The sequence below is a fragment of the Pseudomonas veronii genome, from assembly GCF_001439695.1.
GTDB classification, from domain to species: domain Bacteria; phylum Pseudomonadota; class Gammaproteobacteria; order Pseudomonadales; family Pseudomonadaceae; genus Aquipseudomonas; species Aquipseudomonas veronii.
Genome location: NZ_JYLL01000020.1, coordinates 78,343 through 103,517, shown reverse-complemented (window position 1 = coordinate 103,517; position 25,175 = coordinate 78,343). Strand labels below are relative to the sequence as shown.

At 60.6% G+C, this 25,175-nt stretch carries 27 protein-coding genes and 3 pseudogenes; 8 read left to right on the top strand and 22 right to left on the bottom strand.

Annotated elements, in window-relative coordinates; genetic code table 11:
• Positions 1-120, bottom strand: a pseudogene (locus TU80_RS32765) (IS5/IS1182 family transposase); the annotation flags it as partial.
• Between the two features lie 77 nt (positions 121-197).
• Here TU80_RS32765 and TU80_RS33815 point away from each other — a divergent pair.
• The 3 genes and pseudogenes from TU80_RS33815 to TU80_RS21635 form a co-directional block, all read left to right on the top strand.
• Positions 198-395, top strand: a pseudogene (locus tag TU80_RS33815) (hotdog family protein); the annotation flags it as partial.
• Positions 396-484: 89 nt separating this feature from the next.
• Positions 485-1,252, top strand: coding sequence for an HpcH/HpaI aldolase/citrate lyase family protein (locus TU80_RS21640; RefSeq protein ID WP_261754711.1), 768 nt, complete (start codon positions 485-487; stop codon positions 1,250-1,252).
• A gap of 130 nt (positions 1,253-1,382) precedes the next feature.
• A pseudogene (locus TU80_RS21635) lies at positions 1,383-1,754 on the top strand (electron transfer flavoprotein subunit beta/FixA family protein); the annotation flags it as partial.
• Between the two features lie 131 nt (positions 1,755-1,885).
• On the opposite strand, the gene mobH reads toward TU80_RS21635, so the two are convergent.
• On the bottom strand, positions 1,886-3,724 hold the full coding sequence (gene mobH, locus TU80_RS21630; protein WP_057005381.1) for a MobH family relaxase: 1,839 nt from the start codon (positions 3,722-3,724) through the stop codon (positions 1,886-1,888).
• Between the two features lie 291 nt (positions 3,725-4,015).
• On the opposite strand from mobH, the gene TU80_RS21625 reads away from it, so the two are divergent.
• The 3 genes from TU80_RS21625 to TU80_RS21615 are packed head-to-tail and all read left to right on the top strand — an operon-like array spanning position 4,016 to position 5,189.
• On the top strand, positions 4,016-4,336 hold the full coding sequence (locus TU80_RS21625; protein WP_057005380.1) for a type II toxin-antitoxin system PrlF family antitoxin: 321 nt from the start codon (positions 4,016-4,018) through the stop codon (positions 4,334-4,336).
• Positions 4,336-4,794 carry a type II toxin-antitoxin system YhaV family toxin gene (locus TU80_RS21620; protein WP_057005379.1) on the top strand — a complete coding sequence of 153 codons (459 nt, stop codon included), beginning with the start codon at positions 4,336-4,338 and terminating at the stop codon, positions 4,792-4,794. The genes TU80_RS21625 and TU80_RS21620 overlap by 1 nt, the downstream gene beginning before the upstream one ends.
• A 29-nt stretch (positions 4,795-4,823) precedes the next feature.
• Positions 4,824-5,189: a DUF3742 family protein gene (locus TU80_RS21615; protein WP_057005385.1), complete on the top strand. Its 366-nt coding sequence runs from the start codon at positions 4,824-4,826 to the stop codon at positions 5,187-5,189.
• A 26-nt stretch (positions 5,190-5,215) separates the two neighbouring features.
• Here TU80_RS21615 and TU80_RS21610 read toward each other — a convergent pair whose 3' ends face one another.
• The 16 genes from TU80_RS21610 to TU80_RS21535 all read right to left on the bottom strand — a co-directional run bounded on the left by TU80_RS21610 (position 5,216) and on the right by TU80_RS21535 (position 19,132).
• Positions 5,216-6,724 carry a conjugal transfer protein TraG N-terminal domain-containing protein gene (locus TU80_RS21610; RefSeq protein ID WP_057005378.1) on the bottom strand — a complete coding sequence of 503 codons (1,509 nt, stop codon included), beginning with the start codon at positions 6,722-6,724 and terminating at the stop codon, positions 5,216-5,218.
• 15 nt (positions 6,725-6,739) lie between these two features.
• The gene (locus tag TU80_RS21605) at positions 6,740-7,078 is read right to left on the bottom strand and encodes a hypothetical protein (RefSeq protein WP_057005377.1); all 339 of its coding nucleotides are present in this window, start codon (positions 7,076-7,078) and stop codon (positions 6,740-6,742) included.
• Complete coding sequence (locus tag TU80_RS21600; protein ID WP_057005376.1) at positions 7,075-8,466, bottom strand: integrating conjugative element protein; 1,392 nt, start codon at positions 8,464-8,466, stop codon at positions 7,075-7,077. The genes TU80_RS21605 and TU80_RS21600 overlap by 4 nt, the downstream gene beginning before the upstream one ends.
• A 10-nt stretch (positions 8,467-8,476) precedes the next feature.
• Positions 8,477-9,412, bottom strand: coding sequence for a TIGR03756 family integrating conjugative element protein (locus TU80_RS21595; RefSeq protein ID WP_057005375.1), 936 nt, complete (start codon positions 9,410-9,412; stop codon positions 8,477-8,479).
• The gene (locus tag TU80_RS21590; protein ID WP_057005374.1) at positions 9,409-9,828 is read right to left on the bottom strand and encodes a TIGR03757 family integrating conjugative element protein; all 420 of its coding nucleotides are present in this window, start codon (positions 9,826-9,828) and stop codon (positions 9,409-9,411) included. Before TU80_RS21590 ends, TU80_RS21595 begins: the two co-directional genes overlap by 4 nt.
• Positions 9,829-10,022: 194 nt before the next feature.
• Positions 10,023-10,502 carry a RadC family protein gene (radC, locus tag TU80_RS21585; RefSeq protein WP_231990967.1) on the bottom strand — a complete coding sequence of 160 codons (480 nt, stop codon included), beginning with the start codon at positions 10,500-10,502 and terminating at the stop codon, positions 10,023-10,025.
• 193 nt (positions 10,503-10,695) lie between these two features.
• On the bottom strand, positions 10,696-11,445 hold the full coding sequence (locus TU80_RS21580) for a DsbA family protein (RefSeq protein WP_057005372.1): 750 nt from the start codon (positions 11,443-11,445) through the stop codon (positions 10,696-10,698).
• A 16-nt stretch (positions 11,446-11,461) separates the two neighbouring features.
• Entirely contained in the window at positions 11,462-14,326 is a 2,865-nt protein-coding gene (locus TU80_RS21575) for a conjugative transfer ATPase (RefSeq protein ID WP_057005371.1), read from the bottom strand.
• Positions 14,326-14,760 (bottom strand): TIGR03751 family conjugal transfer lipoprotein, encoded by a 435-nt coding sequence (locus TU80_RS21570; protein WP_057005370.1) that lies wholly within the window; start codon positions 14,758-14,760, stop codon positions 14,326-14,328. Before TU80_RS21570 ends, TU80_RS21575 begins: the two co-directional genes overlap by 1 nt.
• Complete coding sequence (locus TU80_RS21565; protein ID WP_057005369.1) at positions 14,741-16,177, bottom strand: TIGR03752 family integrating conjugative element protein; 1,437 nt, start codon at positions 16,175-16,177, stop codon at positions 14,741-14,743. The genes TU80_RS21570 and TU80_RS21565 overlap by 20 nt, the downstream gene beginning before the upstream one ends.
• Positions 16,167-17,075 carry a TIGR03749 family integrating conjugative element protein gene (locus TU80_RS21560; protein ID WP_057005368.1) on the bottom strand — a complete coding sequence of 303 codons (909 nt, stop codon included), beginning with the start codon at positions 17,073-17,075 and terminating at the stop codon, positions 16,167-16,169. The genes TU80_RS21565 and TU80_RS21560 overlap by 11 nt, the downstream gene beginning before the upstream one ends.
• Positions 17,072-17,764 carry a PFL_4703 family integrating conjugative element protein gene (locus TU80_RS21555; RefSeq protein WP_057005367.1) on the bottom strand — a complete coding sequence of 231 codons (693 nt, stop codon included), beginning with the start codon at positions 17,762-17,764 and terminating at the stop codon, positions 17,072-17,074. The genes TU80_RS21560 and TU80_RS21555 overlap by 4 nt, the downstream gene beginning before the upstream one ends.
• Positions 17,761-18,162, bottom strand: coding sequence for a TIGR03750 family conjugal transfer protein (locus TU80_RS21550; protein ID WP_057005366.1), 402 nt, complete (start codon positions 18,160-18,162; stop codon positions 17,761-17,763). Before TU80_RS21550 ends, TU80_RS21555 begins: the two co-directional genes overlap by 4 nt.
• Positions 18,163-18,172: 10 nt before the next feature.
• A complete protein-coding gene (locus TU80_RS21545; RefSeq protein WP_057005365.1) occupies positions 18,173-18,529 on the bottom strand; it encodes a TIGR03745 family integrating conjugative element membrane protein in 357 nt (118 codons plus the stop codon).
• 16 nt (positions 18,530-18,545) lie between these two features.
• On the bottom strand, positions 18,546-18,779 hold the full coding sequence (locus TU80_RS21540) for a TIGR03758 family integrating conjugative element protein (RefSeq protein ID WP_057005364.1): 234 nt from the start codon (positions 18,777-18,779) through the stop codon (positions 18,546-18,548).
• Positions 18,776-19,132 (bottom strand): integrative conjugative element protein, RAQPRD family, encoded by a 357-nt coding sequence (locus tag TU80_RS21535; RefSeq protein ID WP_057005363.1) that lies wholly within the window; start codon positions 19,130-19,132, stop codon positions 18,776-18,778. The genes TU80_RS21540 and TU80_RS21535 overlap by 4 nt, the downstream gene beginning before the upstream one ends.
• Before the next feature lie 377 nt (positions 19,133-19,509).
• Here TU80_RS21535 and TU80_RS21530 point away from each other — a divergent pair, with 377 nt between their 5' ends.
• Both TU80_RS21530 and TU80_RS21525 read left to right on the top strand, forming a co-directional pair.
• Positions 19,510-19,833: a helix-turn-helix domain-containing protein gene (locus tag TU80_RS21530; protein ID WP_024718120.1), complete on the top strand. Its 324-nt coding sequence runs from the start codon at positions 19,510-19,512 to the stop codon at positions 19,831-19,833.
• Entirely contained in the window at positions 19,830-21,119 is a 1,290-nt protein-coding gene (locus TU80_RS21525) for a type II toxin-antitoxin system HipA family toxin (RefSeq protein WP_057005362.1), read from the top strand. Before TU80_RS21530 ends, TU80_RS21525 begins: the two co-directional genes overlap by 4 nt.
• Positions 21,120-21,134: 15 nt before the next feature.
• Here the strand turns inward: TU80_RS21525 and TU80_RS21520 are convergent, their stop codons facing one another.
• The 4 genes from TU80_RS21520 to TU80_RS21505 are packed head-to-tail and all read right to left on the bottom strand — an operon-like array spanning position 21,135 to position 25,141.
• Positions 21,135-21,884: a TIGR03747 family integrating conjugative element membrane protein gene (locus TU80_RS21520; protein WP_057005361.1), complete on the bottom strand. Its 750-nt coding sequence runs from the start codon at positions 21,882-21,884 to the stop codon at positions 21,135-21,137.
• Positions 21,881-24,052: a type IV conjugative transfer system coupling protein TraD gene (gene traD / locus TU80_RS21515; protein WP_057005360.1), complete on the bottom strand. Its 2,172-nt coding sequence runs from the start codon at positions 24,050-24,052 to the stop codon at positions 21,881-21,883. Before traD ends, TU80_RS21520 begins: the two co-directional genes overlap by 4 nt.
• Before the next feature lie 10 nt (positions 24,053-24,062).
• A complete protein-coding gene (locus TU80_RS21510; RefSeq protein ID WP_057005359.1) occupies positions 24,063-24,614 on the bottom strand; it encodes an integrating conjugative element protein in 552 nt (183 codons plus the stop codon).
• Positions 24,611-25,141 carry a transglycosylase SLT domain-containing protein gene (locus TU80_RS21505; RefSeq protein WP_235000080.1) on the bottom strand — a complete coding sequence of 177 codons (531 nt, stop codon included), beginning with the start codon at positions 25,139-25,141 and terminating at the stop codon, positions 24,611-24,613. The genes TU80_RS21510 and TU80_RS21505 overlap by 4 nt, the downstream gene beginning before the upstream one ends.
• Positions 25,142-25,175 lie beyond the last annotated feature (34 nt).

Sequence of the window (25,175 nt, the reverse complement as noted above, 5' to 3'; positions counted from 1 at the left end):
GATCAAGGCAATCAAGCCCTTCCACGGCACCACCCGATCCATCTCGATCAGAAAACGCTCACGTCGGGTTTGTTTACGCTTGCCGGCATACTCAGCATCGGCGAAGGAGATCTGCTTCATCGGAAAACTCGGCGGGTGGTGTCCGGCTATTTTGCCAAAATCAGGAAGTCTTTTTCAGAGTTTCCTTAGGTTTTACTGACATAAGTTTTCCTGCACCGGTGTTTTCTGGCGATACCCTCTATGCGAAGACAGAAGTCATGGAAAAGCGTCTATCAAAGTCCCGCCCGGACGCTGGAATAGTTCTGCTGGAGCATCGTGGGTATAACCAGAAAGGTGTTTTAGTGGCCGTTGCCCGGCGTCACGCGCTCATGTTGCGCAAACCGGAGGTTGTATGAAAGAAATCCGCCTCGGAGAGGCCATATTATTTTGCCCTGGCGATCGTCCTGACCGCTTTGAAAAGGCATAGCATCGTGCCGACCGCGTTATTTTTGACTTGGAAGACAGCGTCGCTCCACAACGCAAGGAAGCGGCCCGTCGCTGCGTAATTAATGCCTTGCCGGAATCAGGTAAGGACATAATTGTCCGGATAAACGCATCTACATCCCCTTGGTACAAAGAGGATGTGCAAGCCTTGCGGGACCTGCGTGAACGGAGCGGTTTTTCTCCGCTGATCCTTCTTCCGAAGGCAGAGGAAACACAGCAGCTGGCGGCTTTGGATGACTTCCACGTCATCGCGCTCTGTGAAACCGCGAAAGGAGTGATCAACGCTTATCAGTTAGCGATGGCTCAGAACTGTATTGCGCTGTTCTGGGGAGGCGAAGATCTAATCGCCGACCTGGGAGGGCGCAGTAGCCGGGACCCCTTCGGAAACTACTACCCTGTGGTCGAGCACGCGCGAACCACAATACTCCTAGCTGCTGGCCAGTGCGGTAAGCCAGCCATTGATGCCGTGCATATTGATATAGCAGATGTGGACGGGTTGGCCCGCGAATCGAAGCAAGCGGTTGACGTGGGCTTTACGGCCAAGGCATGCATTCACCCATCCCACGTCAACGTTATTCGTGGCGCCTTCAGCCCCAGCAAAGAGCAACGCCTTTGGGCTGAAGAAGTGGTTGCGGCGATGCAATCTGCTGCAGGCGGGGTAGTAAGCCTCAATGGACGCATGATCGATGAGCCTCTCCTTAGACAAGCTCTGCGAGTGCTCGCAGTGCCTCCCTGTAACTCTCAACGACAGTTAGCCGGCGCGCCCTGACTTAGACGCCACGACTAAGCCTTATTATGGAGGCTGTTGTAACGAATAAGTTAATAGAGCTCGCACACAGAAATTTCGACGCAATCCCGCCAGCAGCGGTGGCATCTTCACAAACAATAAAAGGTAAGCCATGAAAATTTTGGTGCCAATCAAACGAGTGGTCGACTATAACGTCAAGATTCGCGTCAAAGCGGACAACTCCGGCATCGACCTCGCTAACGTCAAGATGTAGATGAACCCTTTCTGCGAAATCGCCTTGGAAGAAGCCGTACGCCTGAAAGAGCAAGGTGTTGCGACTGAAATCGTCGTCGTCTCCATCGGCCCGTCCACCGCCCAAGAGCAACTGCGCACTGCGTTGGCTCTGGGTGCCGACCGCGCCATCCTCGTCGAATCTGCCGAAGATCCGACTTCCCTGGCTGTTGCCAAACTGTTGAAAGCTGTTGTCGACGAGGAACAGCCTCAGTTGGTGATCCTTGGCAAACCAGCCATCGACAGCGACAACATTCCGAGTATTGTGCTGGTCTAAATTTTCATGGATACCTCGATAGGGGATGATTCCCCCAAAGAGGACTTTGACCACCATGACATCCCGGTCCCGTAGAACGGCGGATGCAGGGGCTGAGTGCAACACGGTTATTGGATTGACGCCGTAGCGTTCGACGCTGGCAGCACCGCGAGATAAGGATTGTTCATGGGAATATCATTGAACAATAGCAGCGGATCAATCAGAAGGTAGCCATGCAACTTGCGTGACTTTCGGGGTCCATTGACTTCACATGTCCAGATGTTCAGACCGTTATCTTGTTTGCGGTGCAGTTTCAGGTTCTCAAAAAGCTTCTGTACCCACTGCCAGTCCGCCATTCTCTCCCTTTTGGCAAAGATTGCCGTAAGCGGGTGTTCCTGTGCGTAGCGTTGAAACACCCCTGGACTCACCAAGTATACGGTATCCGCAACTGTATGCACCAAGGCCTTTGCGTCGTTGATGATTAGGCGGCGTTCATCGATGCGCTGGCGTAGCCAGTCTACAAAATGCCCAGCCGACGGTGGCGGCCATGAGTCTTGATCCTGTGCGGGGAATGTTTGCGGCATAACAGGTGCTTCAGGTTCTTGTTGAGCTGTCGCTTGTTCGGAAAGCTCATTGTTCCGTGGAGTAGGCAGAGAGAAAGCCTTATCAGTGGTGTCGAACAAAACTAATAGATCATCCAACCCGCCCGAAGGGGTTACAGGAGTGGGTGGATGAGGTTCCTTCGTCGTCGTTGTCTTGACACTGGACGGGGTGTTTACATCAGTCACTGTCGGGGGGGCGCCTTTCGGTGCTGCTTTTTCCTCTACTATCTCAACCGTGCCGCTGAACGGCAGCGGGCGCTCTGCGCTTTTCCAAATCAAGGCGGGGGCCAGACGCAGCAAGGTGAACGTATGTGACCATCCTCCCACGCTCGTGACAACGGCTTTCCAGATGGCCCTGTCATCGGCGGTGGGCTGCAACATGCCGTGATCCTGCAGCACGTTGAAGACAGCGGTATTGCTCGACGGGATCCCCTCTATACCTTGTGACAGCAGGTGCGCGCGCAGCTTGTCCGAAACAGTCTTGCTGACGAGCCACAAAGCGTCTTGGGTCAGCCAGCCGTCCGAGGCCTGTGGCTGATTCAACCTCAGCTCTTCCTTGAGCAGGAACCGCAGGCCTTCAAGCAGTTTGCGTTGCAGTGCATGTTTCGGCGCAGCTATCGCCCTGGCCGGATCGCCACCTAACTCCTGAGCGACGGAGGCTCGGTCGGCCTGGGTTACGAGCTCACCGAGCACCCCGGCATGTTCATATTGGCCTGCCAGCACATACAGTAACGACGACCACAGCGCGGGATAGGCGCTGAGCCAGTCCAGGATGTGACCATCAAGCAGGCGGTTGTAGAGTAGCCCGGTTGCGGCACTGTGCAGTCGGTACTCACGCTCCTGGCGATAGCGGAAACGGTACGGATGCAACAACGGTCCGTGCCAGGGGTGCCAGGTGCTGCCGTTGGCATATTCCACATGAAGATCGACGGCGATCTTGCCAATATCGTGCAGGAGCGCTGCGTAGGCAATGGCGGCTGTCCAGGCTTCGGCTTGTGCTACTTGGTCCTCGGGTGTTGTGCCTGCGGGAAGAAGGTGCGATTGCCTCAGCTTGAGCGCGTAGGCGACGATTTCCAGCCCGTGGTCGAGCATGCCGCCTGGATAGGCGTGGTGATGGCTTTCCGACGCGGGGAATTGCTGGACCAACTCGGCGTAGCGTTCCAGTGGTGCGAGATACAGGGACCTGAACTGCTTGCGTGAGAGCGAAGTACGTTGCCAGATGTGTTCCAGCAGCTTCTGCCGGCGTGGGGTGGACAGCAGCGATGCAGCCGACTCCGGCCGCGTCAGCCCCTTACCTTTTACAGCCGCTTCCGTGGGCGCCATCGGTGCCGACGCCGAGCGTTTTCGTTGGAACAGCGCGAACATGATGTCACCTGAAGTTGCGGTGGACGGGAGAGCCTTTTCCTTTTCCGGGTAGAGCCTTTCCCCTTGCGCCCATTCTATTGACCCTTCCCAGCCCTTTGACCTTTATCGAAGCCTTTACTTGTAGCTCGGTTCGGGGAGTCGCTCTACAACCTATCCGGCACGGGGTCAGCCCTTTTTTGTGGTAAGCGCGATCCGCCTGCCGGCGTCTGAAGACCTCGCCAATCTGCCTTGACGAGGAAAGGAATATTCCTTACTATTGGAAAAACTGTCATCCAAGGAGCGCGCCACACCATGCCAGCCATTCATGAACTAGCCACGCTCACATCGAAGGGCCAGATCACGCTGCCCAAGCCGATCCGTCAGGCGTTGGGCGTCGATACTGGCGGCAAGGTAGCGTTCGACCTAGGCGAGGATGGGCAGATTGTCGTCACCCGCGCGAATGCCGAGCACGAAGATCCGGCCATCGGCGCGTTTCTGATTTTGCTGGCCCGCGATATCGAGGCTGGCCGGCATGTTCGCGGGTTGCCAGACGAACTGGCTCACGCCATGCTGATGCAGGTTGGGCATGACGTGAGTCTGACCAACGAGATTGACGGCGAAGTGACGCTCTGATGCAGCGGCATGGATGGACGCTACTCTTCCACGATTGTGTGATCGAGCAGATGCAGAAACTGTATGTCACCGCGCAGCGCGCGGAGCAGAATGACCCGATAGGATTTGCATCCAATGCCAACATCAAGCTGTTCCGAGCCCTGAGCCAACTGATGCTTGAAATCGTTCCCGGTGAGCCGGCGCGCGATGAGTACCGTCAAGGGAACACACTGGGGCCGGAATACCGCCACTGGCGCAGGGCCAAGATTGGGAGACGATTTCGGCTGTTCTTCCGTTATGACTCGAGGGCCAAAGTGATTGTCTACGCTTGGGTCAACGATGAGCAAACGCTGCGTTCCTCGGGGAGCAAATCCGATCCGTATGCGGTGTTTGAGAAGATGCTGGGTCGTGGAAATCCGCCAGACGACTGGAACGCATTGGTAACTGCCAGCCGGCAGAATTGGAGTAAACAGGAGTAATTGTTCAACGCGCTTAACAGGTGATGACTATGAGCACAGGAACTCGCATCAGCAATGCAGAACGCTTTGGCTGCTGGCTCGGCCGCGGATGGCGTGCTTATGTGCGCAGAGAACGGCGGGTATCGGGATGCTTGGTTGCGCAAGGCGTGCCTACGCCAGCGGCGGTTGTATTGATCTGGGGCGTCAAGCTCGCGGTACTGGCTGTGCTGCTCTATACCGCTTTCTGGCTGGCGTTGCTTCTTGCTTTGATGGCGGCTCGTGGCATCAGCAGCGGGGATGAGGATATTCCCGTAGCACAAGAAGAGTTGCGCCATGGCGAGGCTGGATTTGGGTTGTACTCATCTAGTGGTCAGCGCATCGACCCTCATGACCTCAATCGTCCTTACGACGAATAGATCTACTACGGAGGAAAGATGTTGGCTCAACGTATCATCCTGTTGATACCCGAGGCGGCACTATCCTTGGCATCCTTGCTTCCAGTCGCAAGATTCTGAGCGATCACCCCTGCCTGCACTCCGACCCAACCCAGTGCAGCAACCCAAAACGTGGGTAATGCCAGAAACATCGTCCCCATGACGAAGTTGAGCAGAAGGTCGCCAAAGGCATTGTTCAATCCCATCACCGGATCGAAATTTGTGACGGGCCGGTTCCAACCCCAGCCCGAGCCATAGAGCGCGTCGAGGATGGTGCTGTCGATCCAGCGAGCGAGCTGGAACCAGAAGTCGACGAAGAACAGCGCGAACTGGACCACGCTGATGGTGACCACGGTCTTCAGGTCGTAGGTGCCCATTAACAGCACCAGCGGGATGCAAATTACCAAGGCCATTTTCAGCAGCGACAGCACCATCGGCAGGGCTTGGCGCACCACGTCCATCGCCGGAAATGCAGGAATGGCTCCCACCGCAAGTCCCACGTCGCCCGCGGCGCGGGTAACGATGTTCGGCAAGGTCTTGTCGATCTGGCCACCATAATCGGTGTAAACCGTTCCCTGGTTGAGCTTCTGTTGGCGCGGGGAGGCGATTGCGCGGATGACCGAGTCATCAACCTCGCTGCGGCTCAGAAAGCCTGCCCAGCCGGCCAGGCGTGTAAGCAAGCTGGGATCGACCTGACCCAGCAGACGTGCCCGCAGACCATTGCCACTCTCGCTCCACCATTGCTGGCAGGTCGGGTAGCCGCCCCCGCCGGGCACCTGCGCAAGGCCCGCGTCGCGGTCAGTGTCATAGGACCAGGCATCGCGCGGCGTGCGTGAGTGGTAGGTGTCATAGTAGCCGCCAGTGTTGACGAAGTAGGTCGAGCCGATCCAGGTCACGTCATGCATCTGCGCGTCGTCGAGTGGAGGGCGGTTCATGAACAATTTCGCCCTGGCGGGTCCATAGCAGTCGTGGGTGAAGTCCGCCACGTCCTGTGCGAGGAGCGGGTCGTCAATGCGCGTGGCGTTGATCTCTATCCTCATTTGCCGCAGATCTGTTCCGCACGGGATCGCTGCCACCGAGGCCCCTGTCACCGCGCGGGAGAGCGCATGCATGAAGGCCCACCACACCGGCACCTTGGCGCTCTGGTTGTTGAGGGTAGTGAATGACTGCGACCAGCCGGTATCCGTAGGTTGCGGAACATTAACCTGGCACTGTGCCGATCGCGCCTGGTCGTACTTGATCGTGCCTAGGTCGATATCGATAAACGAGATGCCGGCGAACATCAGCACGACGATGGCCACCCAGATGCGGTTCTCGATGCGCATCGAGGACAGTACGCCCTTGTTGCCTTCGTCGGCCCCTTCAGTACGTGCTTTGAGCCATTCCTGGATAATAATGGCTATAAAGGGAATGGCGAACACGCCGCTGGAAACCAGCACCGCCCAGATGCCGTTGTGGACGATCCAGCCCACGAGGGTCAGGTAATACTCCAGATAGTCAGTGGTGAAAAGCGTCATGTTCCAGGTCTCCCGCTAGACCGCCTGCATCAGCAGGCTGGCCTCCAGTGCGACGATCGCAGTGACTCCGGCGATTTCGGTACGTAGCAGCCGGCGCTGTGTCGAGGCATCCGATTCGCGTGCCAGCAACCGACGGCGCATCCACACCCAGCCATAGACAGTCGCCCCGTAGAGGCAGAGCCGCCACAGCAGGAAGTAGCCAGCCGCGTTCGCCAGCCAGAGTTCCCAGCCGGCAATGCTGCCGACCCGATAGAGGCCAGCGATGTTGGCCGCCACTGCCAGCGCAACGAGCAGCAGCATCCATAGCAATGCCCTGGGGACGCGCCAGCGCGGCCGTAGCCATGCTGCGTTCATGGCGGGTCTCCTGGATGGGAGCGCTGTAACTGGTCGAGGCGATCCGGCACCGGGTCGCCCTCGTAGATACCACGCGAGCCTGACGCGCGCGTGCCATGGCGCTGAATGATCGTCATCGGCGAGTTGTTTGCCAGCTCGCGCCTGATCTCCAATTCGGTTTTGAGGTTGAGGATTTCGCGGTCGAGCGTGTCGCTTTCATGATTGACCGCTTCGACGGCCAATTGGTTAGCCGCGACATTGGGTTCTTTCTTGCCGGTCAATAGTGTGCGCTGCAGCAGCAGAGCCTTTTCCAGTACCGACGCCAGCGCTACCTCGGACGCTAGGCGGTGGGCGAGGACATCTTGGTCGGGTTCATCGCGCAGCGCTTCGATCACGCCGCGGGTAACCGGCAAGGATGTACTGCCGGCTGCACGCAAGTTCTCAGCGGTGGTATGGCGGGCGCCGCTGATCAATTCCTGCAGCGTTTCCAGCTTGGCCTCGTACTCTTCCTGAATCAGCGGCGTCAACCCGACGCCTGGCACGGTCTGGGTCTTGGTGCAGATCGCGCAGGTGCGCTGCTCCTGTTCGCCGAGCACGCGTGTGGCCCAGTCGGTGGCCGCTTGCGGCGACGACCAGGTCTGGCAGGCCAGGCTATTACAGCTCGTCGGGTCGATGGATGTTGGGTCGGTTGCACTGCGGCCATTGACCAGGTTGTAGCCGGCACGCGTTACATCGCCGATCACTTTGATCGACGGCTGGCCGGCACCGCCAGCATTGCCGCCGCCCACCCACGGCACGCCATCCTTGCCCCGGCTGGTCTCAGCCTGTTCGATGGCTGACACCGCGTCAGTGCTCGCCACCGCCTGGCGCAACGCCATCCCCTCGGCGAGCTGGCTCCAGCTCATCTGTCCGCCTGCCGTGTCGGCCATCTTCTCGGCCATCGCGCGGCAGGTCAGTTTGGAACGATCGAAATCGAGCCTGGCCTGAAGAATACCGTTGGTCAACAGGTTGTAGAGGCCGGGGTCTGCCCGCTGAATGATCAGCGCCGGCAACGACGCGACCGCGCTCGTCGCGTTCTGGATCACGCTGCTCATGATGTTCTGAAAGCCATTGGTGAGGCCGTTGAGCTGATTCTGGATCGTGGTGCTGATGTTCATGTCGCCGCACATCAGGTTGCTGTTCCAGCCCGCGCCCACACCGAGCGAATGCATGCCGGCCGCGCGGCTCATAGACACCGCGCTGCCGCCACCGATCGAATACATGAGGTCGTCGCCAATCACGCTGCCGCTGTTCTGGAAACCGTCGGTTTGGGCCGATACCAGGTTGCTGACCAGCACCAGCGCGCTGGCCAGCAGGGCCACCTGCCACCGCAACGGCAATGGGTGGAAGAGGGTGACAGGACGCTTCATTGTTTTCCCCTCAGTTGAAGTCTGTACTGCCGAGGAACGTCTGCCCGCGGCGTTCGCAACAGCTGTATGGGCGCCAAAGCGCCCAGGCATAATCACCTTGCTGGGCCTGGGTCAGCGGTTCGCTGTGGGGGAACACCGCGCAGCTGTTGGAAAGACGCGGCGTCAGCTCCTGCCACTTGCCGGTCGAGGCATTGCTTTCCTCCAGCGCTCCGGCCGGCCAGTAACCGGGCTGCGAGTTCGCGAGCAATGGCTGATAGACATGCAATTGCCCCCGCCGGGTGACGATGTCGCCGGCGCGTTGGGCGACCACGGCACCGGTCTTATAATCGTCGGTCTGATGCAGAAATCCGCCGCGCGGATAGACGGCGCCCCACAGGTTGAACGTGCTGCGCGCGCCGATCTCGCGCATGCCCGGAATCAGGGCCTCTGGGTACACGGCTTCGGGCACGTTGTAGCGCCAGGCCACGGTGTCGAGCGTGCTCAGCAGGTACGGCATGAACGCGGTGCCGGCACCTTTGCAGGCGTAACCTGAGGTGCTGGCAAATTGGCCGAACACATGACCGCCGGGATGGCCGATCACGTCGGCGTTCTTGAACTTCGCCATGTTGCTTTCATTGTCATGGTTCGTCGTGCCGTCGCCACCGGCCTGGGCCGTCACGTTGGGTGCGCTCATGGCCCGCACTTCGAGCCACGGGTTCTCACCGGTATTGGAGTAACTCGAAACCACGGCATCCGGAATGTAGTGGCGCACCTTGGTGGACGTCCGCACCGAGCAGCCGAACGGCGTGCAGAACAGCCAATAGCAGATCCCTACCACCCGGTATTCCAGGCACGATGGGGACAAAGTGGAAGACACGATGGTCGCGGTGTTGAGCGCGAACGATGACGAGGCGGTCATTAACAGAATGGTGGCGATGCCGGTACGCCGAAGCCGGGCACACTTCATGGTTGAGTCCTCCGGTAGGCCTCGATGCGTGCGATCGCCGTGGCGACGCCCGGCTCGCCATAAACTACGTAGCGTTGATCCATGACGATGGCGGGGAGAGAGGTAATGCCCAAGCTCCAGGCATCGGTCACGTCCTGGTAGGTCCTGGCCAGACGCTGCTCCAGCGCGGGGCCGCCGTGCTTGAGGCGCTGCTGTACCAAGAGTGACGCTTGCTGGACATCACTTGGAAGATCGGTCGACAGTTCGGCTTCAATACGCGCGGGTGCATCCAGCTCGATCAGTCGGTCAGGTGTACCTTGCACGGGATGTTGGCGGTCGGTGATGACCCAGATATCCATTGCACTAGCCGCAGAGGCACACAGCGCAATGGCCAAGGCCAGGCAACTGATCGGGCCGGGGGAAAGAGAACACAACATGGCGCAGCATCCGGTGGTTCATGACCTCGGTAGTGCAACGCATCGCGCTTAACGCGACAACAAACAATCGGAAAAGGGAGGTGCCCGGTTTCCATGCACCGATGAATCGCGGTATTTCGTGGACCGCAGATACCCCATCGAAAGCATCGCTTCCGATGGGGTGTTGGAGCGTCAGCAAGCTGGCGCGAGGAGGATCAGATCAATCCGTGTTCGGCGAACGAATAAGGATCGCCTTTCCCGATGATGAAGTGATCCAGCAGACGGATATCGACCTGTCCCAATATCTCCTTCAATCGCTGGGTCAACGTTTCGTCCGCCGTACTGGGTTCAGTACAGCCGGAAGGGTGATTGTGGCAGAGCACCAGAGCGGCGGCGTTATGGTCCAGGCAGCGCTTGAGCACCACCCGTGGATAGACGCTGGCGCTGTCGATAGTGCCTTGGAACAAAGGCTCGTAGGCCAGCACCTGATGCTTCGAATCGAGGAACACGGCGCCAAAGACTTCATGCGGCTGTGCTGCGATTTTCAGCTGCAGGAAATTGCGCACATCCTCCGGGCTTTGCAGCGAGGGGCCACGAGTGAACACTCGCTGCTCAAGGATGACCAACGCCTGTTCGATGATTTGGTCGTCGTCCGGTGTGCCGACGGGATTGAGTGACGCATTACCACTGATCATGGCGAGGGATGTGGACATGGGAACCTCCTTTAGGAATTGGAGGCAGCCGCCCCTGGAGGGCGGACCCTCCGGAGACAGTGACGATAGGCATCCGCCATCGCTTGCGCAGATGACCGTTCGCTCGGGGGATGCGTGGCGAACTGGCGTGCAGTCAACGCGGTCGAAACCGCGCCATAGCCTTGAAGACCGCGGGCTATCTGGGCATGTCGCCGACGACGTCGGCAGGCATTTGGTGATGAAGTTGTGCTGCGTATGGCGCCGTACCGTTGGACACCAATAGGTCCAATGCCGACAGCAACGCGTCGCCTTCGGCCGGGCCGGCCAGGGTCAGTGACTGGCCGCTGTGGTGGTCGATCAGACGCAGGGTCGGGGTGGCGCTCACGCCGCCATGGCGTGCTTCGTTGGCCTGCCCCTGGATGATGGTGTCGGGCCGCTCACTGGCGAGGCAGGCTTGCACGGTTGGGTCCTGGCCGTGGTACTCGGTGTCGGGCGGCAGGCCCTGGCCGTCGCTGCGGGTGTGCTGGTAGATCCAGGTGATGGCTTGCCAGAACGCATCATGGCCGTGGGACTCGCCGATGCATTCGGCCAGACGCGCCTGTCGAGTCGCTGCCGGCTCGTGCATGGCTAGCGGCAGGTGGTGCCATTGCAGATTCACCTCCGGGTGCTGGTCGATCCAATGCCGCAGTATGGGGTCATAGGCCTTGCAGTAGGGGCATTCGAGGTCGGCGTATTCGACAATGGTGAAGCGCGCATTCATGCGTCCATAGCGCCAAGGTGGGCCGGCCGGGTGCTGGGCAGCGGTGGTGTCCGACGTGTGGGTTGACTCATGCGACTCGTCGGCCCACGACCAAAGCCAGAGCACGAGCAGGCCAGCAATCACCCACCCCAGCAGCCAGACCCCGCACGGCCACCGACGGTAGAGGAGGAAAGTGGGCGAAGGCATGGCGGAATCCTCGACGTCAATCAAACAGGTCGTAGCGCAGCGGCTCGATGCCCCGCGCTCGGTCGATCTGGTCGGCAACGCGTAGCGCGGCTTCCAGTTCACTGATGCCGTGCTGCTGCATCAACTGAAAACGTTCGGCTTTCTCTTCGGGTTCCGTCATTGCCAGCGCCAGGTACAGGCTGGGCGGTACCGCACGGAACAGCAACTCCATTGATTTTGACAAAATCACCCCCTCCGTGAATTTTCCGGCTTCCTTGCGTGCGGACAGCATCAGGGCCTTCTGCGAGGCGTTCAGTTCACGAAACCGGGCAATCTTCTCCACCTCGTCGGGCGGCATGCTCAGGCAAATCCACCACTCGATCATGTTGAGCATGGGCTCGGCGGCTTTCGGCAGGTCGTCCAGGTTCTGCGTTGCCAGCCAGTACCAGGCGCCCAGTTTGCGCCACATCTTGGTGATCTTGACCACATAGGGCGCGAGCAGCGGGTTCTTGGTGATGATGTGGCCTTCATCGGTGACATTGATGATCGGGCGGCCGAGGAACTGGTCGCGCTCGGCGATGTTGTTGACGGTGTTGATCAGCGAAATGTAGGCAATCGACAGCTGCGCGTTGTAGCCCTCGCGGGCGAACGTGGCCAGGTCGACAACCGTGATATCGGCCTCCGGCCAAGGCGTACCCGGCCTGTCGAACATCTCGCCATCGACGCCCTGGCAGAACATGTCCATCGCATCGGCCATTTCCAGCAGACGAGTACGACGTGTCTCGGGTAACGTCGAATCGCAACCGCGTTCGCGCAGCGCATTGCGTACATCACGGGTCAGTACCGTGCGTTTTTCTATCACGCAGCGATGGGCGGCCTCGAGGATGCACTGACGGATCAGGCTGCGATCGGCACGGGTCATCCTGGCTTCCTCTCTGTCCTCCCCGCCGGTGATCATCAATCGTGCGGTGATCTCCAGTTCACCCAGCACATCACGTTGCTCGTCAGCACTGGCATCGCCCTCGGCGGATTCTTCATCGAGCGCGTCGGCATCGAGTGTCTGGACCTGGCTGGGCGTGTCGACCAGGCGCCAGGCGTCGGCGAAGGGCGCAAGGCTCACGCCTGCACCGGGCGAAAGCCTGACGCGATGCACCGTCAGCCCCAGACGCGCGGCGAACTCACCGTAGAGGCCAAAGCTGTTACCGGCTTCCACGATGAACAGCCGTGGCCGGTAGATGGCGGTGATCTGGTTGAGGATGTTGTTGAGCGTGGCCGACTTGCCTGAACCGGTGGGGCCGAACAGGAACAGGTGTGCATTCATCTGGCGGTCGAGTCGGTTCAACGGATCAAAGGTGATGGTGCCGCCGCCACGGTTGAAGAAGGTGATCCCGGGGCGGCCGGTGCCGGCACTGCGCCCCCAAGTCGGTGCCAGGTTGGCTACATGCTGCGCGAACATGAGTTGGGTGTACCACTGACGCTTGTCTTTGCCCGGGTCATAGACACAGGGTAACCAACGCAGATAGCTGTTGAGCGGCGCGACTTCATCTTCTTCGCGCACCGGTTGCAGGCCTGCGTTGAGCAGGACGTTGCCCAGTTGCAGACCGCGGGTATCGAGGTCTGCCATGTCCCGACCCCGAAGGTAGAACGCCAGCGAGGCGCGATACAGCTTGTGTGCACTGCCAATCAGCCCGCGCGCCTGCTGGACGTCCTTCAATGCCTGTTCCGAGGCCAGGGTTTCACCAACCGCCTTTTTCGCCAGGTGATTCAGGTGCGCCTCAAGAATATCCTGCGGCGTGACGACCATCGTCAGGCACATCACCGTGTCTTCGGGCATCTGGTCCATCAGGGCATTGATCGCATCACCGCCCTTGCAGGTTTCTCCGGTGATGTGCCCGGTGTTGGGCGGTGTGCGCAACCGGTCGACAACAACAGTCCGGTGGGGCAGGTCGTCGAAGTACCACAGGCCGTGCTCGACGTCGGAGCGGGGCTGGCCGAAAAACAGACGCTGCGCGAAATCCGTACCACTGGCCAGTTCCAGCCCGCCGGGTTCGGACTCCGTCGGATAGGCCGTGAGGCGGTAGAAGCGTTCGCGGTCTTCTAACGTGGGGCCGAGCATCGTTGGCCGCGGGTTGAACCAAAGCACCAGCCAGGCATGAATATCTGCCGCCTGCAGGCGACGGGCGCGTATGCCCGCATTGGACAGGCCGCCGAGCAACCGGTCGCAAATGACATTCAATGCCTGCTCGGGGGATTGCCCGCGTCGGGCGGGCGCACTCCCAGCACGCCGATACACCACCAGGCGGACGCGGCGCGTTTGGCCGCGCCATGGTAGCTTGGTGACTGTGCGGTCCTCGAACAGGCCACCCTGTTTGGCAACGGCCCGCAGATGGTGACCGAAAAAGCGCAGGTAGAACTCGCTGAAGGCGCTGCCCTGTGCCCGTGGCTGGAGATAACTGCGCAGGGAGGCAAGGTACGGGTTCCAGTCGGTCTCGTCCTGAGCGTAGAGCTGCATCACCCAGGGCGATTCATCCAGTTCATCGAAACTGTCCTGTAGTGCGTTTTCCAGGGCGTCGCGCGCCTGCGCAAGCCAGGCCGCCTCACGGCCCTCCGTACCCACGGGCATCAATTCAAAAAATGCCGCGACGGAGACGCCGTCTTCGAGCAGCATGCATTTTGAATCCGGCAGGTATTCGACCCAGGGCAACAGGTCGGCGAACGAGGGCGCGACGTCATAAAGTGCCTGCTCGTCGGCCTGTGTTGCGGAACGCTGCCTCCTGACGCCGATCTTGCCCGGTACCGGAATACCGTGCGCTTGCAGTTCGGCAACATGGCGCTCCCAGGCATCCGGCGTTGGCCTGTCTGTCTGAGTTGTCTCAGGTACGCGGGAAAATGGCCAGCGCATCAGTAATCCTCGACCCGCTCACTGGGCATGGCGTACTGGACCCGCTGGTACAGGGGAAAGACGGTTGTGTATCCGGGAATGGGAGCGGGATCAGTGCCTGCCAGATGGGGAAAGACGTACATCACAAGGTCCGGATTGGGCAGGCGGTGAAACTGCCGGTAGATCTCGTTCTGTGCGGTGCGGGTATAGCTTGCGTTGACAGTCGGCGCCGCGTTTACATCGTCTTGCGTGAGTGGCCGGCGCAGCGACTGCCGGGCGTCCAGCAGATGCTGCGCGCTCTGTCCGCCACGCGCGGCACCGCCGGTCTCCTCGTTCCAGATATCGAGCATGGTGTTGCCGTCATGCGGCAGCATCTTTTCCTTGCTGGTCGAACAGCCGGCCAGGGCCGCGGCCACCATGAGGACCGTCAGGCCGTTAGTCCAGATCCTGTGCATGGGGAGCTCCTCCGAGACGGTGATCGACGCGACGACCTTTGGGGTCATAGTCGATGCTGAGGGGTTGTTCGAGATGGACGGCGACCTGGGCACCGGGCTTGACGTAGACGGCTGCGAAGGCCTGCCCGTAGAGCTTGTTCACCCACTGCGACATGTCCTGCACACCGCCCGCGAGGATGCGGCCCACCGCTTCGTTGCCGGTAATACCGACGGTGCCCATTGAACCGTTGTTGTTGGCCACCACAGCGACGCTGTCGTTGTCCGATTTGATCAGCGAGGCGGCGCCGGCACCCGCCGCCGTAATCAGCGCCTGACTGCTGAGGTACTGCTGGGCGTTGCTGCGGCGTTCACCTGAAACGCACGGGATGCCATAGGGATCGCTGATCCAGCCCAGGCCCTCCTGGGTAGCGTTGCTGTCCCTGTTGTCCTGCTGCTGGTTGCCACCGCGCTCGCCCTCTTCGGGCACGGTGCGGATGGTGCCGTCATGGAACACGAACGTCACACTGCGGACCTGGCCGCGCACGCAGGACAGCGTCCAGTCGCCCGAGGCGGTACCGCTGACCACCGCGCCGGCCACCTCGGGGAGGTCGATGCCGTTGGCGGTGAGGTTGTCGGGACCAATGAGGACCTTGAACGGGTAGGGGTCATTCACCGTACCGTCTACCGGCACGCGCCCGATCAACGCAGTCATCGCAATCGAGCCCATCAGCGTCGCGTTGGTTGGTACGGTGTATACTGGCGTTGCGGTGGACACACCCGCCGCCTTGCTGCCAGCTTCCACGACGGTCTCCTGGGTCGCTTCCAGCGTTTTCTGCGCGGGCCCGAAACGGGTGGGGAAGCTGAAGCTGTCGCGCTTGCCGGAGGCGCTACTTTTGCCATCGCGCCTGGCATCGTCCGGTTCAATCCAGTGAATATCGTCACTGCCGAGTCCATCGCCGTCCCCGGGTTTCAGGCCCAGACCGATGGGAAGGTCGGCATCGCCACGCTGACGGGACAGCCCTTCAATTTGGCGCTGCAGGTCTTGCAGCAAGCCCTGAGCTTGCTGCCGCTCGCCGGAGACCTGTTCACGGTCGTTGCGCAACTGGTTGCGTTCAGTCTCCAGCGCACTTTGGATGCGCCGGTCAATTGAGCCTTCACGCTGACGCAACCGCTCGTTTTCAGACTTCTGCGTTTTGTTGTCCGCCATCGCACCCTGCAATTCGGTACGCATTTGTTTGACCTGACCTACCAGCGTCGCCACGGTGTCGCGGGGCGTATCGCCTTCGATACCCAATGCCTTTGCCTCTTGCGACGTCAGCCGGGGAGTGCCGTCATTGACGGGTTGGACGTTACCGTCGGAAAACAGCTTGATCCCGACGAACACCAGCAAGAGCGCCATGGGCACCATCAGCCACTTCAGCAGGCCGTTACCTTTCATGACGAACTCCGTCCTTCGGGGCAGGCGTTGAGGGGGACGGCAGATTCAGCGCCGCATTGATCGGGCTCACTCTCGGCAGCAGAGATTCGGCCAGGCCATGCCCCCGGGTCACCAGGTAAACCACCGAGGTGTCTTCCGGGGTACCGGCGGGCCCCAGGGTTGAATGCTGAAACGTTGCGGTCATGAAATCACCCTGCAGTTCGCGCGGATCCAGGGCGAGCCAGCGGGTCGACCTGTTGGCCAACCTGACGGCGGTCACCCACAGATCATCCAGCCGCCAGGCGGCGATGGCTCTGGCCTGAACGGGCAGGGTGGGCAGCAGCGTATCCAGGGGCAGATGGCGGCGCAGGTTCACGCGCGTCACGCCAGGAACGGAGTCGACCGTGCGCAGTGGGGCGTACAGGTTCTGCGCGGCGTAGCGGGTCAGCACCACGGGCACAGGCGTTTCATGGGCGGCGCGAGGCGGGGCGGTTGTGTCGACACTGCCATGACTGCCCTGAGATGTCTGCGTCTGGCCGTAGCGTTGAGCCGGGCCCTCAGCCTCAACAATACGCACCGGCTCCATCGCCGCCTGGCCTGTCACAGCGGGCTCGGCCGCGATGTCCAGCAGGATCAGTGTCCCGTTGTCAGCATCCTGCAGTTGCAGGCGTGTCGGTTCGATGGGCTCACTGGCGCGCAGATAGAGTGCACCACCGGCACTTTGTACCCGCAGGCGTCCGGCGAGTGAAGCAGGCACACCCACGCGGACGTTGCGGTCGATGAACACGATCCGCTCCTGATCCACGACCAGGGGAATCGCCAGGGGCAGGCGTTCCCAGTGCAGGATCTCCACGGCGCGGGCTGCTGGCGACAACACAACGGTGAGCAGCAAACTGAAGGCACAGAGCAGGTGTTTCATGGCGTCACTCCCATAGCGCCACCCAGCCCGCCCGGCGTTGTGCTGGCAGGTGTGACGGGATCGGGGGTGATGATGCGTTGCGGCGCGCCGCTGTAGCAGTCCAGGGCCAGGCCGAAAGGGTTGCGCTCGGGGTCGACGTCCACCCGTACGACCTTGAGCGGGTAACGAACCAGCGCTCGCTTGACCTGTTCGGCGCCGTAGTACTCATCCGCCGTCACATCAAGCGTGACGATCCAGTCGCGGTCGGAAACGACTTTCACCCGCTGGGTCGGGTTCTCGCCGTAGCCACGCCCGGGGATTTCATAGAGGCCTCGTACCCGCTGGCGTAACTCACCTGCCGTACGGCGGTATTCGTAGTCGTTGCGCAGAAAGGTCTGGCAGGCGGGAGTGAAGTAGGGCGCCAGTACATGGATGTTGCGCGCATAGTCTTCGTCACCGTTGGTGGGCCAGCGTTGGAGTTGCTGCCAGATGTAGAACGAGAAGGCGTAGACGCTTTCGGGTGGCACTTCCCACCACTTGCGGGTACTGCCGGAGCGCAGGTCGGGCGGGACGTGCACGGTCAGGTCACGCGGTGCGCTCCACCAGCCGCCGCCCATCAGCAAGGCGATAACAAGTAGTGCGCCAAGCCCCAGCCGCAAGGTCTTGATGTGCGACTGGAGGTGAGTGATTTCGTTCTTGAACCGGCTCACAGTGCCTTGCTCCTGCGCGTGCTCCAGTAACCCGAGCGGATCACTAACGCGTGCGCGCCCACAAAAGACGCTAAGGCTGGATGATGCTGTGCAATACGCCACTGCAGTTGGCGATACAGCCAGGTATCGGGCCTGCCACGTTTCTGGCGACGCAGCATGCCTCCACCGGCAAATACCCCGGCAGCGATGCCCAGCATGATGGCCGTGGGCACGATGGCGATCGTCGAAAATACAAAGGCCAGCGGCACGCCAACCACCAGGCTGCCTGCCGCCGACAGCCCGGCGCAGATCCACAGCTCATCCGCGGTAAGGCCGCGGACGACCACAGGGTGACGGTTGAGACGGTGTGGAAGAAACACTACCGTCCCGTCAGGCCGAATGTCCTGATGCGTGTTCATGGCATGAGTCCTAGAGCACGCCGGTGGCTTCAGTGAGCAGCCAGATACCGACGACCAGCAGGACGGCGCCCACCGCCACCGTCAGGCCGAATTGCCCCCAGGTTTTGCGACCCGTGTGGATCTCGGCATAGGTACCGTAGGCGTGGTAGCAGACGCCGACAAACATCGAGGCGACCACCAGCAAGGCAACGAGCATCACGATGTCGTAACCGTAGTTGCGCAGTGTATCCATGATGCCCGACCCGGTGCCTCGTGACGGATCTTCCAGGGTTGGGAGATCGGCCCGGGCAAGCGAAGACAGCATGGCGAATGCGGAGGCCAGGACGGCCACACGTGCCGAATGCAAGCGATGCGAGAGCGGGTTCATGATGTAAGCCTCTGCGTTAGGAGAGCAGGAAAAAAGTCAGCACGACGTACATCGCGATAAACCTCACCGCGACGCCGAGGAACTGACGCTGGGAAATCCGCTGTTCCGACCAGCCGACATAGGCTGTGCGCAGGGCCCATACGCCCCACAGCAGCAGAGTTGCGAACACGGCGCCGAGCAGTACGCCGGCGACAGCAGAAGGGGTGAAGCCTGCATTGGCCTGAAAGGCGGCAAGCTGGTTGGCGTTCATCGGTCATCCCCCTGTTCGGCGTCCTGGCGGTAATCACCAAGCAGTGCAAAGGGATCGCGTGGCTGTGCACGCTGGGGCGTCAGGTAGTCGTCGATGCCCGACCGCATGCGCTGCAGGTCGGCGTCCAGACGCCGATAGTCGAAGTGATAGCGGGATCGTGACTCGGGGGCGGTGCTGGCGGATTGTTTGGCCAGGCGGTCAAGCAGGTCGAGCTGGCGGGCGACGGCCGCCAGGTGTTCACGCTCATACCCATCGTCAGCTGCGGCGGCGGGCTGAGTGATGACGATACTGGTGAGCAGCAACGCTACGACAGGACGTCGCCATGCGTAAGCCGAATTGTGAAACCTTGCCATGGCGCCATTTCCGATGGACTCGAATGGCTCGATGCTGCGGGGATGGCTGGTGGAAAGCCGCAAACAATGGGGAGTTACTCCTCACCACTTTCCTTACATACATTTTTTCGGTGGTGTTGCGTTGTGCATTCTGAAGAGAGTGGCAGGGGCGACTGTTTCATCGCAGAACAGCTATCTCTTCATCTGTGTCTCTGCGTATCGAAATCGTGGACGCTAAGGGCTGATATCTTGTCAGATTTCACTTTAGCATTCTGCTTGGAGCGCTAATCGCTTACTAGCGCTCCCATGGGATGTTTATTGACAACAGTAACGAGGCGTGAGGTAATTGTTCTTATGGGAACTGATAATAGCCTTAAGCGTTCCTATGAGGATGATAAATGAGTACACCACTGCCGTTACCCGTCGAGCGGGCGCTCCGCAAGCTCGGCAGCGACATTGAGCTTGCACGCAGGCGTCGACGGATTTCACAGGCCTCGCTTGCAGAGCGAATGGGGGCTTCTGTATCCACTGTTCGGCGCATGGAGAAAGGGGATATGCGGGTGCCTATTCATTTCTTCGCCCGCGCCTTGCACGTGTTCGGTGAGGTACAGGCGCTGGCCAACCTGCTGGATACGGCGCACGACGATATCGGGCTGACGCTGATGGATGAACAATTGCCTAAACGTGTACGCAGTAAACCGCCGGCATCGGGGGCATTATGAAATCGGTTACTTCAGTTCGCCAGCAAGTCCAGGTCTGTCTTGGTAAGGCGGGAATAGCTGTTGGCACTCTTATTTACGTCAAGCAGGGGCGCCGCGAGAACACCACCTTTGCCTATGAGCAGGGATGGTTGGGGAATCAGGAGGGGTTCAATGTTTCTGCCGATCTCAGCCTGATCTCGGGTTATCAGCCACGTAGAGCTCCCTCAGCTCACGATTCGGTCTTTCATTTCGCCATTGCCGATACGACACCGGACGCTTGGGGACGCCGGGTCATCGCACGTGACCATGCCAAGCGTCGTAAGGGTAATCCATCGCTCGCGTCGCTGACAGAGATGGACTACCTGCTGGCGGTTGACGATTTCAGCCGGATCGGCGCGCTGAGACTGCGCGATCAGAATGGACAATATTGCCGGACGACTGAAGATGGACGGCGCGCTACACCGCCACTGCTGGAATTGCAGCGCATCTACCAGGCCAGCCGGGCAGTTGAGAAAGGTCAGGAAAGCACTGAAGACTTGCGTTACCTACAGGGCAAAGGCACATCGCTCGGCGGGATGCGCCCCAAGAGCACGGTGGTCGATGAGGATGGCGCACTCGCCATAGGAAAATTCCCAAGCGTGGGCGACACCCGTAGCGTGACGCGCGGCGAAGTGCTGGCCTTATGCTTGGCAAAACAAGCAGGTATCAATGCCGCGCCGGCCCGTATCATAGAGCTGGATGGCGTACCGGTCGCTATCATCCGCCGTTTCGATCGCGATGGTGCTGATGGGCGTATTCCATACCAGTCCGCCGCGTCTTTGCTGCAGGCGTCGCGCGAAGAGGATCGAAGCTATACCGAAATTGCCGATGCTATCCGTTCCGTGGGGCATGCACCGACCGCAGATGTGCAGCAGCTGTGGCGGCGACTGGTGTTTAACCTACTGATCACCAATGTGGATGACCACCTGCAGAACCATGGCTTTCTTCATGTGGAAAAGGGGCTCTGGCGGCTGGCACCGGCATTCGACGTCAATCCCTTCCCGGACAAAGAGCGAGAGTCGAAAACCTGGCTATCGGAGGAGGATGGACCGATCACCGATCTTGAGATGCTGCTGGCGCGGAGCACCTATTTTTCGTTGAGCCGGGAGGATGCGTTGGCCGTGCTGGCAGAAGTGTATGACGCCGTGCTGGACTGGCGGCAGATTGCGCTCAGTGCAGTGGTGGGGTTGCAAGCGAGCGAGTTGGACGATTTTGCTCCAGCGTTTGAGCACGAGCAAATGGAGGCGGCGCAGGCATTACTGGCCTGAAATACCGCTCAGCACTTATAGGTATTTTTTGAAGCTTCCTGCTGCGAGGTCTGTTGCGGCACCTAACAGAATTGCGCAGGGAAGCAAGATAAGAAGCGGGTGTGCGCTGACGGGCAGGGTCAGGTAAAGGACCCAAGGCATGACGGCGAGAGGCATCAGGCTGGCCTTTGCCCGGTGGTAGACAAAGCCTGACTCACGGCCCGCACCAAAGCGCCTGATGTCCCGCCGCACCAGGCCATCGACCAGACCGACGAAAGCCGCCATCAGAAATAGCGGAATGGTCAGTACCAGCACCAGCAGCCGGACGAGGAACACCAGTAGCGTGTACGCACTGGCGATCAGGTAGCTCTCCAGGTACACATAAACCTGACTCAGATAAAAACGGAAATCCCGACCCGTTCCCTGGCTGGGTGAACTGGCTTTGGCGGATGCGTCGCGCATCCAGTCGATGAGCCCGCTTTTGACGAACACCCATTGGTAAGCCGTTTCTACCAGCCAGGACGCGGTTCGTCCCGGTTCCTGCAAGATGGCGCTGCGCATGAAGTGTTGTGAGAGCTGCGTCAGTTCGTAGTCCAGCATGCCTTGCGCATGCCGCCAGCCTTGATCGGCCCAGAACAGGTGCATACCCACGCATTCGATCACGATGGACAGAAACAAAGACCCCAACAGCACGGCCACAAACCGGAATGGCAGTGTGATGATGCCGGTGATCAAACCCTGCTGCTGGGTCTGCTGGCGCTGCGCTGTGTTGGCCGGGTCACTCACGGTTGCGCCTCTTCAGCATCCATTTCGGCGGTCGCCATATGCCGGAACCCGTCAAGCAGGTCATCAGGTAGGGGGGCATCCTGCAGGCCCGGTAGTGCTTTGCTGTCCCACCAGTCACCCGCCTCGGCGTAGTGTTGGCGCATGTACCCAGCAAGCTGCTGCAGGTCCCTAGGCATCACTTCGTCAGGGTCGGGTGCCGGCAGCGGCATGCGAATCTTCCAGAGGTTGCCGCCTTCGATCAGTGCAAAGCACTGCCCCTTGGGCAGGCCGACAACATGGGCGGGTTCGATCAGGGGCACACTCGTCGTCGTGATGCGGTCCTGGGTGTTGCTGGTAAAATCGGTCTTGCCGTGAATGTCGGAGCTGTCGGTGGCGCCGCTCATCAATGAGGTGGTGTATACCTCAACTTTCGGCAATTGCTTCGTGAGTAACTCGGCGGTCGCAGTTTCCCGCACCCTCAACATGAACAGGTTGTTGAAGTTACCGACCACCTGACCGGCTTTGGCGCGGTTGCCGATACGCGCTTCAATGTCACTGAGCGTTTGCGTGTAGGCCGTGACCTGGAGACCGGCACCGCCGCCTTTGTTGACCATGGGGATGAACTCATCACCCATCAGTTCGTTGAACTCGTCGGCGTGCACGTTGATCGGTACTTTGACCCCAGACGCCGTGCCGGGTAGACCATCGTCAATTCCGAACTTGTAGATGTGTCCAGCGACCGACACCAAGTCACTGAACATGCTGTTGCCCACGGCGGCTGAAACCTCGGCATCCGAGAGCGCATCCAGGCCCACATACACCACGGCCTTCTTCCGGATAATCTGCATCCAGTCGAAAATGGGCCGGGGATCGGCCAGATCGGCATAGTCCGGGGCCAGCAACTGAGAAATCTTGCCGGTCGTGAGTTTTTCCAGCAGGGGCAGCAACGAGGCGACGATCTTGTCGAAGTAGGTGCGGTCGTAGCGCACGGCAGACCTGAGCCCGTCCAGCACCGGATCGTAGACCCTGACCTGTGACAGGTATTGTTCGAGCGCAATGACGCGCTTCTCGCGGCCGATCATGTTGCGGGGAATGTTCTTGTCGTTGAGCCTGGCCTCGATCTGCACGATGACTTCCCAGGCCTTCGGCTCGTTGCTAGCGAAGTAGTGCTGGGCGTATTCGATAAACAAGGCGTCGATGTTCACCACGTGCCGCTGGATCAGCAGGTAGTCGGGCCGCTGCCCCAGCTCGACGAGTGCACGGGCGATGATGTTGACGAAGCGCCAGGCGAACTCGCGAAACGCCGCGGAATTACCCTCGCCGGAGAGTTGACCGGCAATGCGCGTGGCCACCTCGCTGGTGCGACCAAACCGTCCCACGGCGTTGTAACGGGCGGAAATATCTGGCCAGCCGAGGTGAAAAACATAGAACTCGCCCTCGCGCCCGGCGCGTTTGGCCTCGACATACATGCGCTTGAGCAGGTCCGCATCGCCTTTGGGGTCGAAGACGATGACCACTTCGTGCTCGCCAACTGCGTTACGCCGCCGGATGTCCTGGGTGATGAACAGCTCGGCGAGTCTTGTTTTGCCCACCCGCGTGGTTCCCAGGACGAGTGAATGCCCAACCCGTTCCCCTAGCGGAAGCGTGACGTCCACCTCATGCGGTTCAATGCCATGCAGGCGCGGCATGCCACCGACTGGAGGTAGCGGCCGCGCCGGATTAAATGGGCTGTCCCAGGCCGTCAGTCGGGCAAGCTTTGAGAGTGGAAAGGGTGCGAATTCCAGTCGCTCTTCCAGGCGGCGGGCGATGCGGTAGGCGGCCGTGGGCTCCACATAGCGACGAAACTCGGGGCGGTACGTTTGCATCAGCCGATGCGTGTGCCGTTGATCCCAGCGAAACCCCCGACCGATGAACAGGCGCTGCTGACTGACCGGCACAGCGCGGCTGGTCATCACGTACTTCGGCAGACGGCGGATGTTGCGCCGATAGCGCAGAATGAACCGAGCCTCACGGAGCCGAATAATGCCAAACACCAGGAACGCCAGGGCTGATCCCAGGCCCAGCAGTGGATTTAACGCGAGTGACCATGGCGCCACTAGGCACAGAAGCGCGGCGGCGGCGCAGACGGCCACCGTGTACAACTCCACCGCTGACCGTAGCAGGACTTCCACCGCATGAGGCTGGGCCATGGCGAGCGGCTCACTGCTCAATGCCGGTGGCAGTGACCAGCACGGGGTAATGGCGCAACCCCAGGCGTTCTGCGAGATCGTCGCCCGATACCGGCGATAGTGTCAGGCCCGGGACCAGCCCGCGCAAGGTGGCAAGGGCGTCGGCAGATGCCACGTTGACGACCAGGCCGACCGCATTCAATTCGCCCAGGATTGCTGCACGCTCGCGTAACCATTGGCGCGAGCGGTCGTCATCGCCGACCAGAAACATTGGCCGCAGCCCGGAGGCCTGGATGACCCTGCGCGGCTCCTCCCCCGGCGACAGCCGCCCGGAACGAACCGGCAGCATGTCTGTTTCGCTGAAACGTTGCTGTGAAGGATGAGGTGCGGAGAGGGAAGGGGCCAACGGCTGGTCCTGGCGTGGCCGCAGATTCAGTGATTGGTAGTAGGGCCATGCCGAAACACCGCCACGGTCTTCGACCACGATCAACGAGGGGGCGTCCGCGAGCGCTCCCCTGGTGGCCAGGCATAGCAGGCCGAACAGCGATGGGGCGGCGATTCGCAGAGGAGGATGGAGCCTCATAGTGGTTTTCTCTTGGGGGAGTTTTCAGCGAGGGCGCCGCCGAGCACGCGCTGCAGGTGCTTGTGCACACTCATGCGGTAGCGGGCGGCCGGTGCCCCTCCGGCCGGGCGGTGGTAGCGTCCAATGGCGAGCAGCCAGTCCTCGCCGTCGGTGTGCTGTTCGCGCAGAATTTCCGCGGCGATAGCGAGGTTGCGATACGGATCCAGTAGTTCGCAGGGTTGTTGGTAACGGTGCTTCTGATAACCCAGATTGACCTGACCGAGTCCGGCATCGACGCGTGAGGGGGGAGCCGTCCGCAGCGCCTTTTGCAGACCTGCACAGGCATCGGCGCGGGAACTGAAACGGCGCGGTGCGCCCGCCACATTCAGGGTCCAGGGCCACGGCACTATCCGGCCATCGCGCTGCAGCCCGCTCTCCTGCAACGCCACCGCATACAGCACTGCAGAAGGAATGCCAGCCCGGTGCGCGGCGATCTGGTACGCCGGCGGCGGCACTTCCTGCGCGCCGGCGGAGGCGATTATGGCCATCCAGCCCAGTACCACGAGCCGATGACGCCAGCGG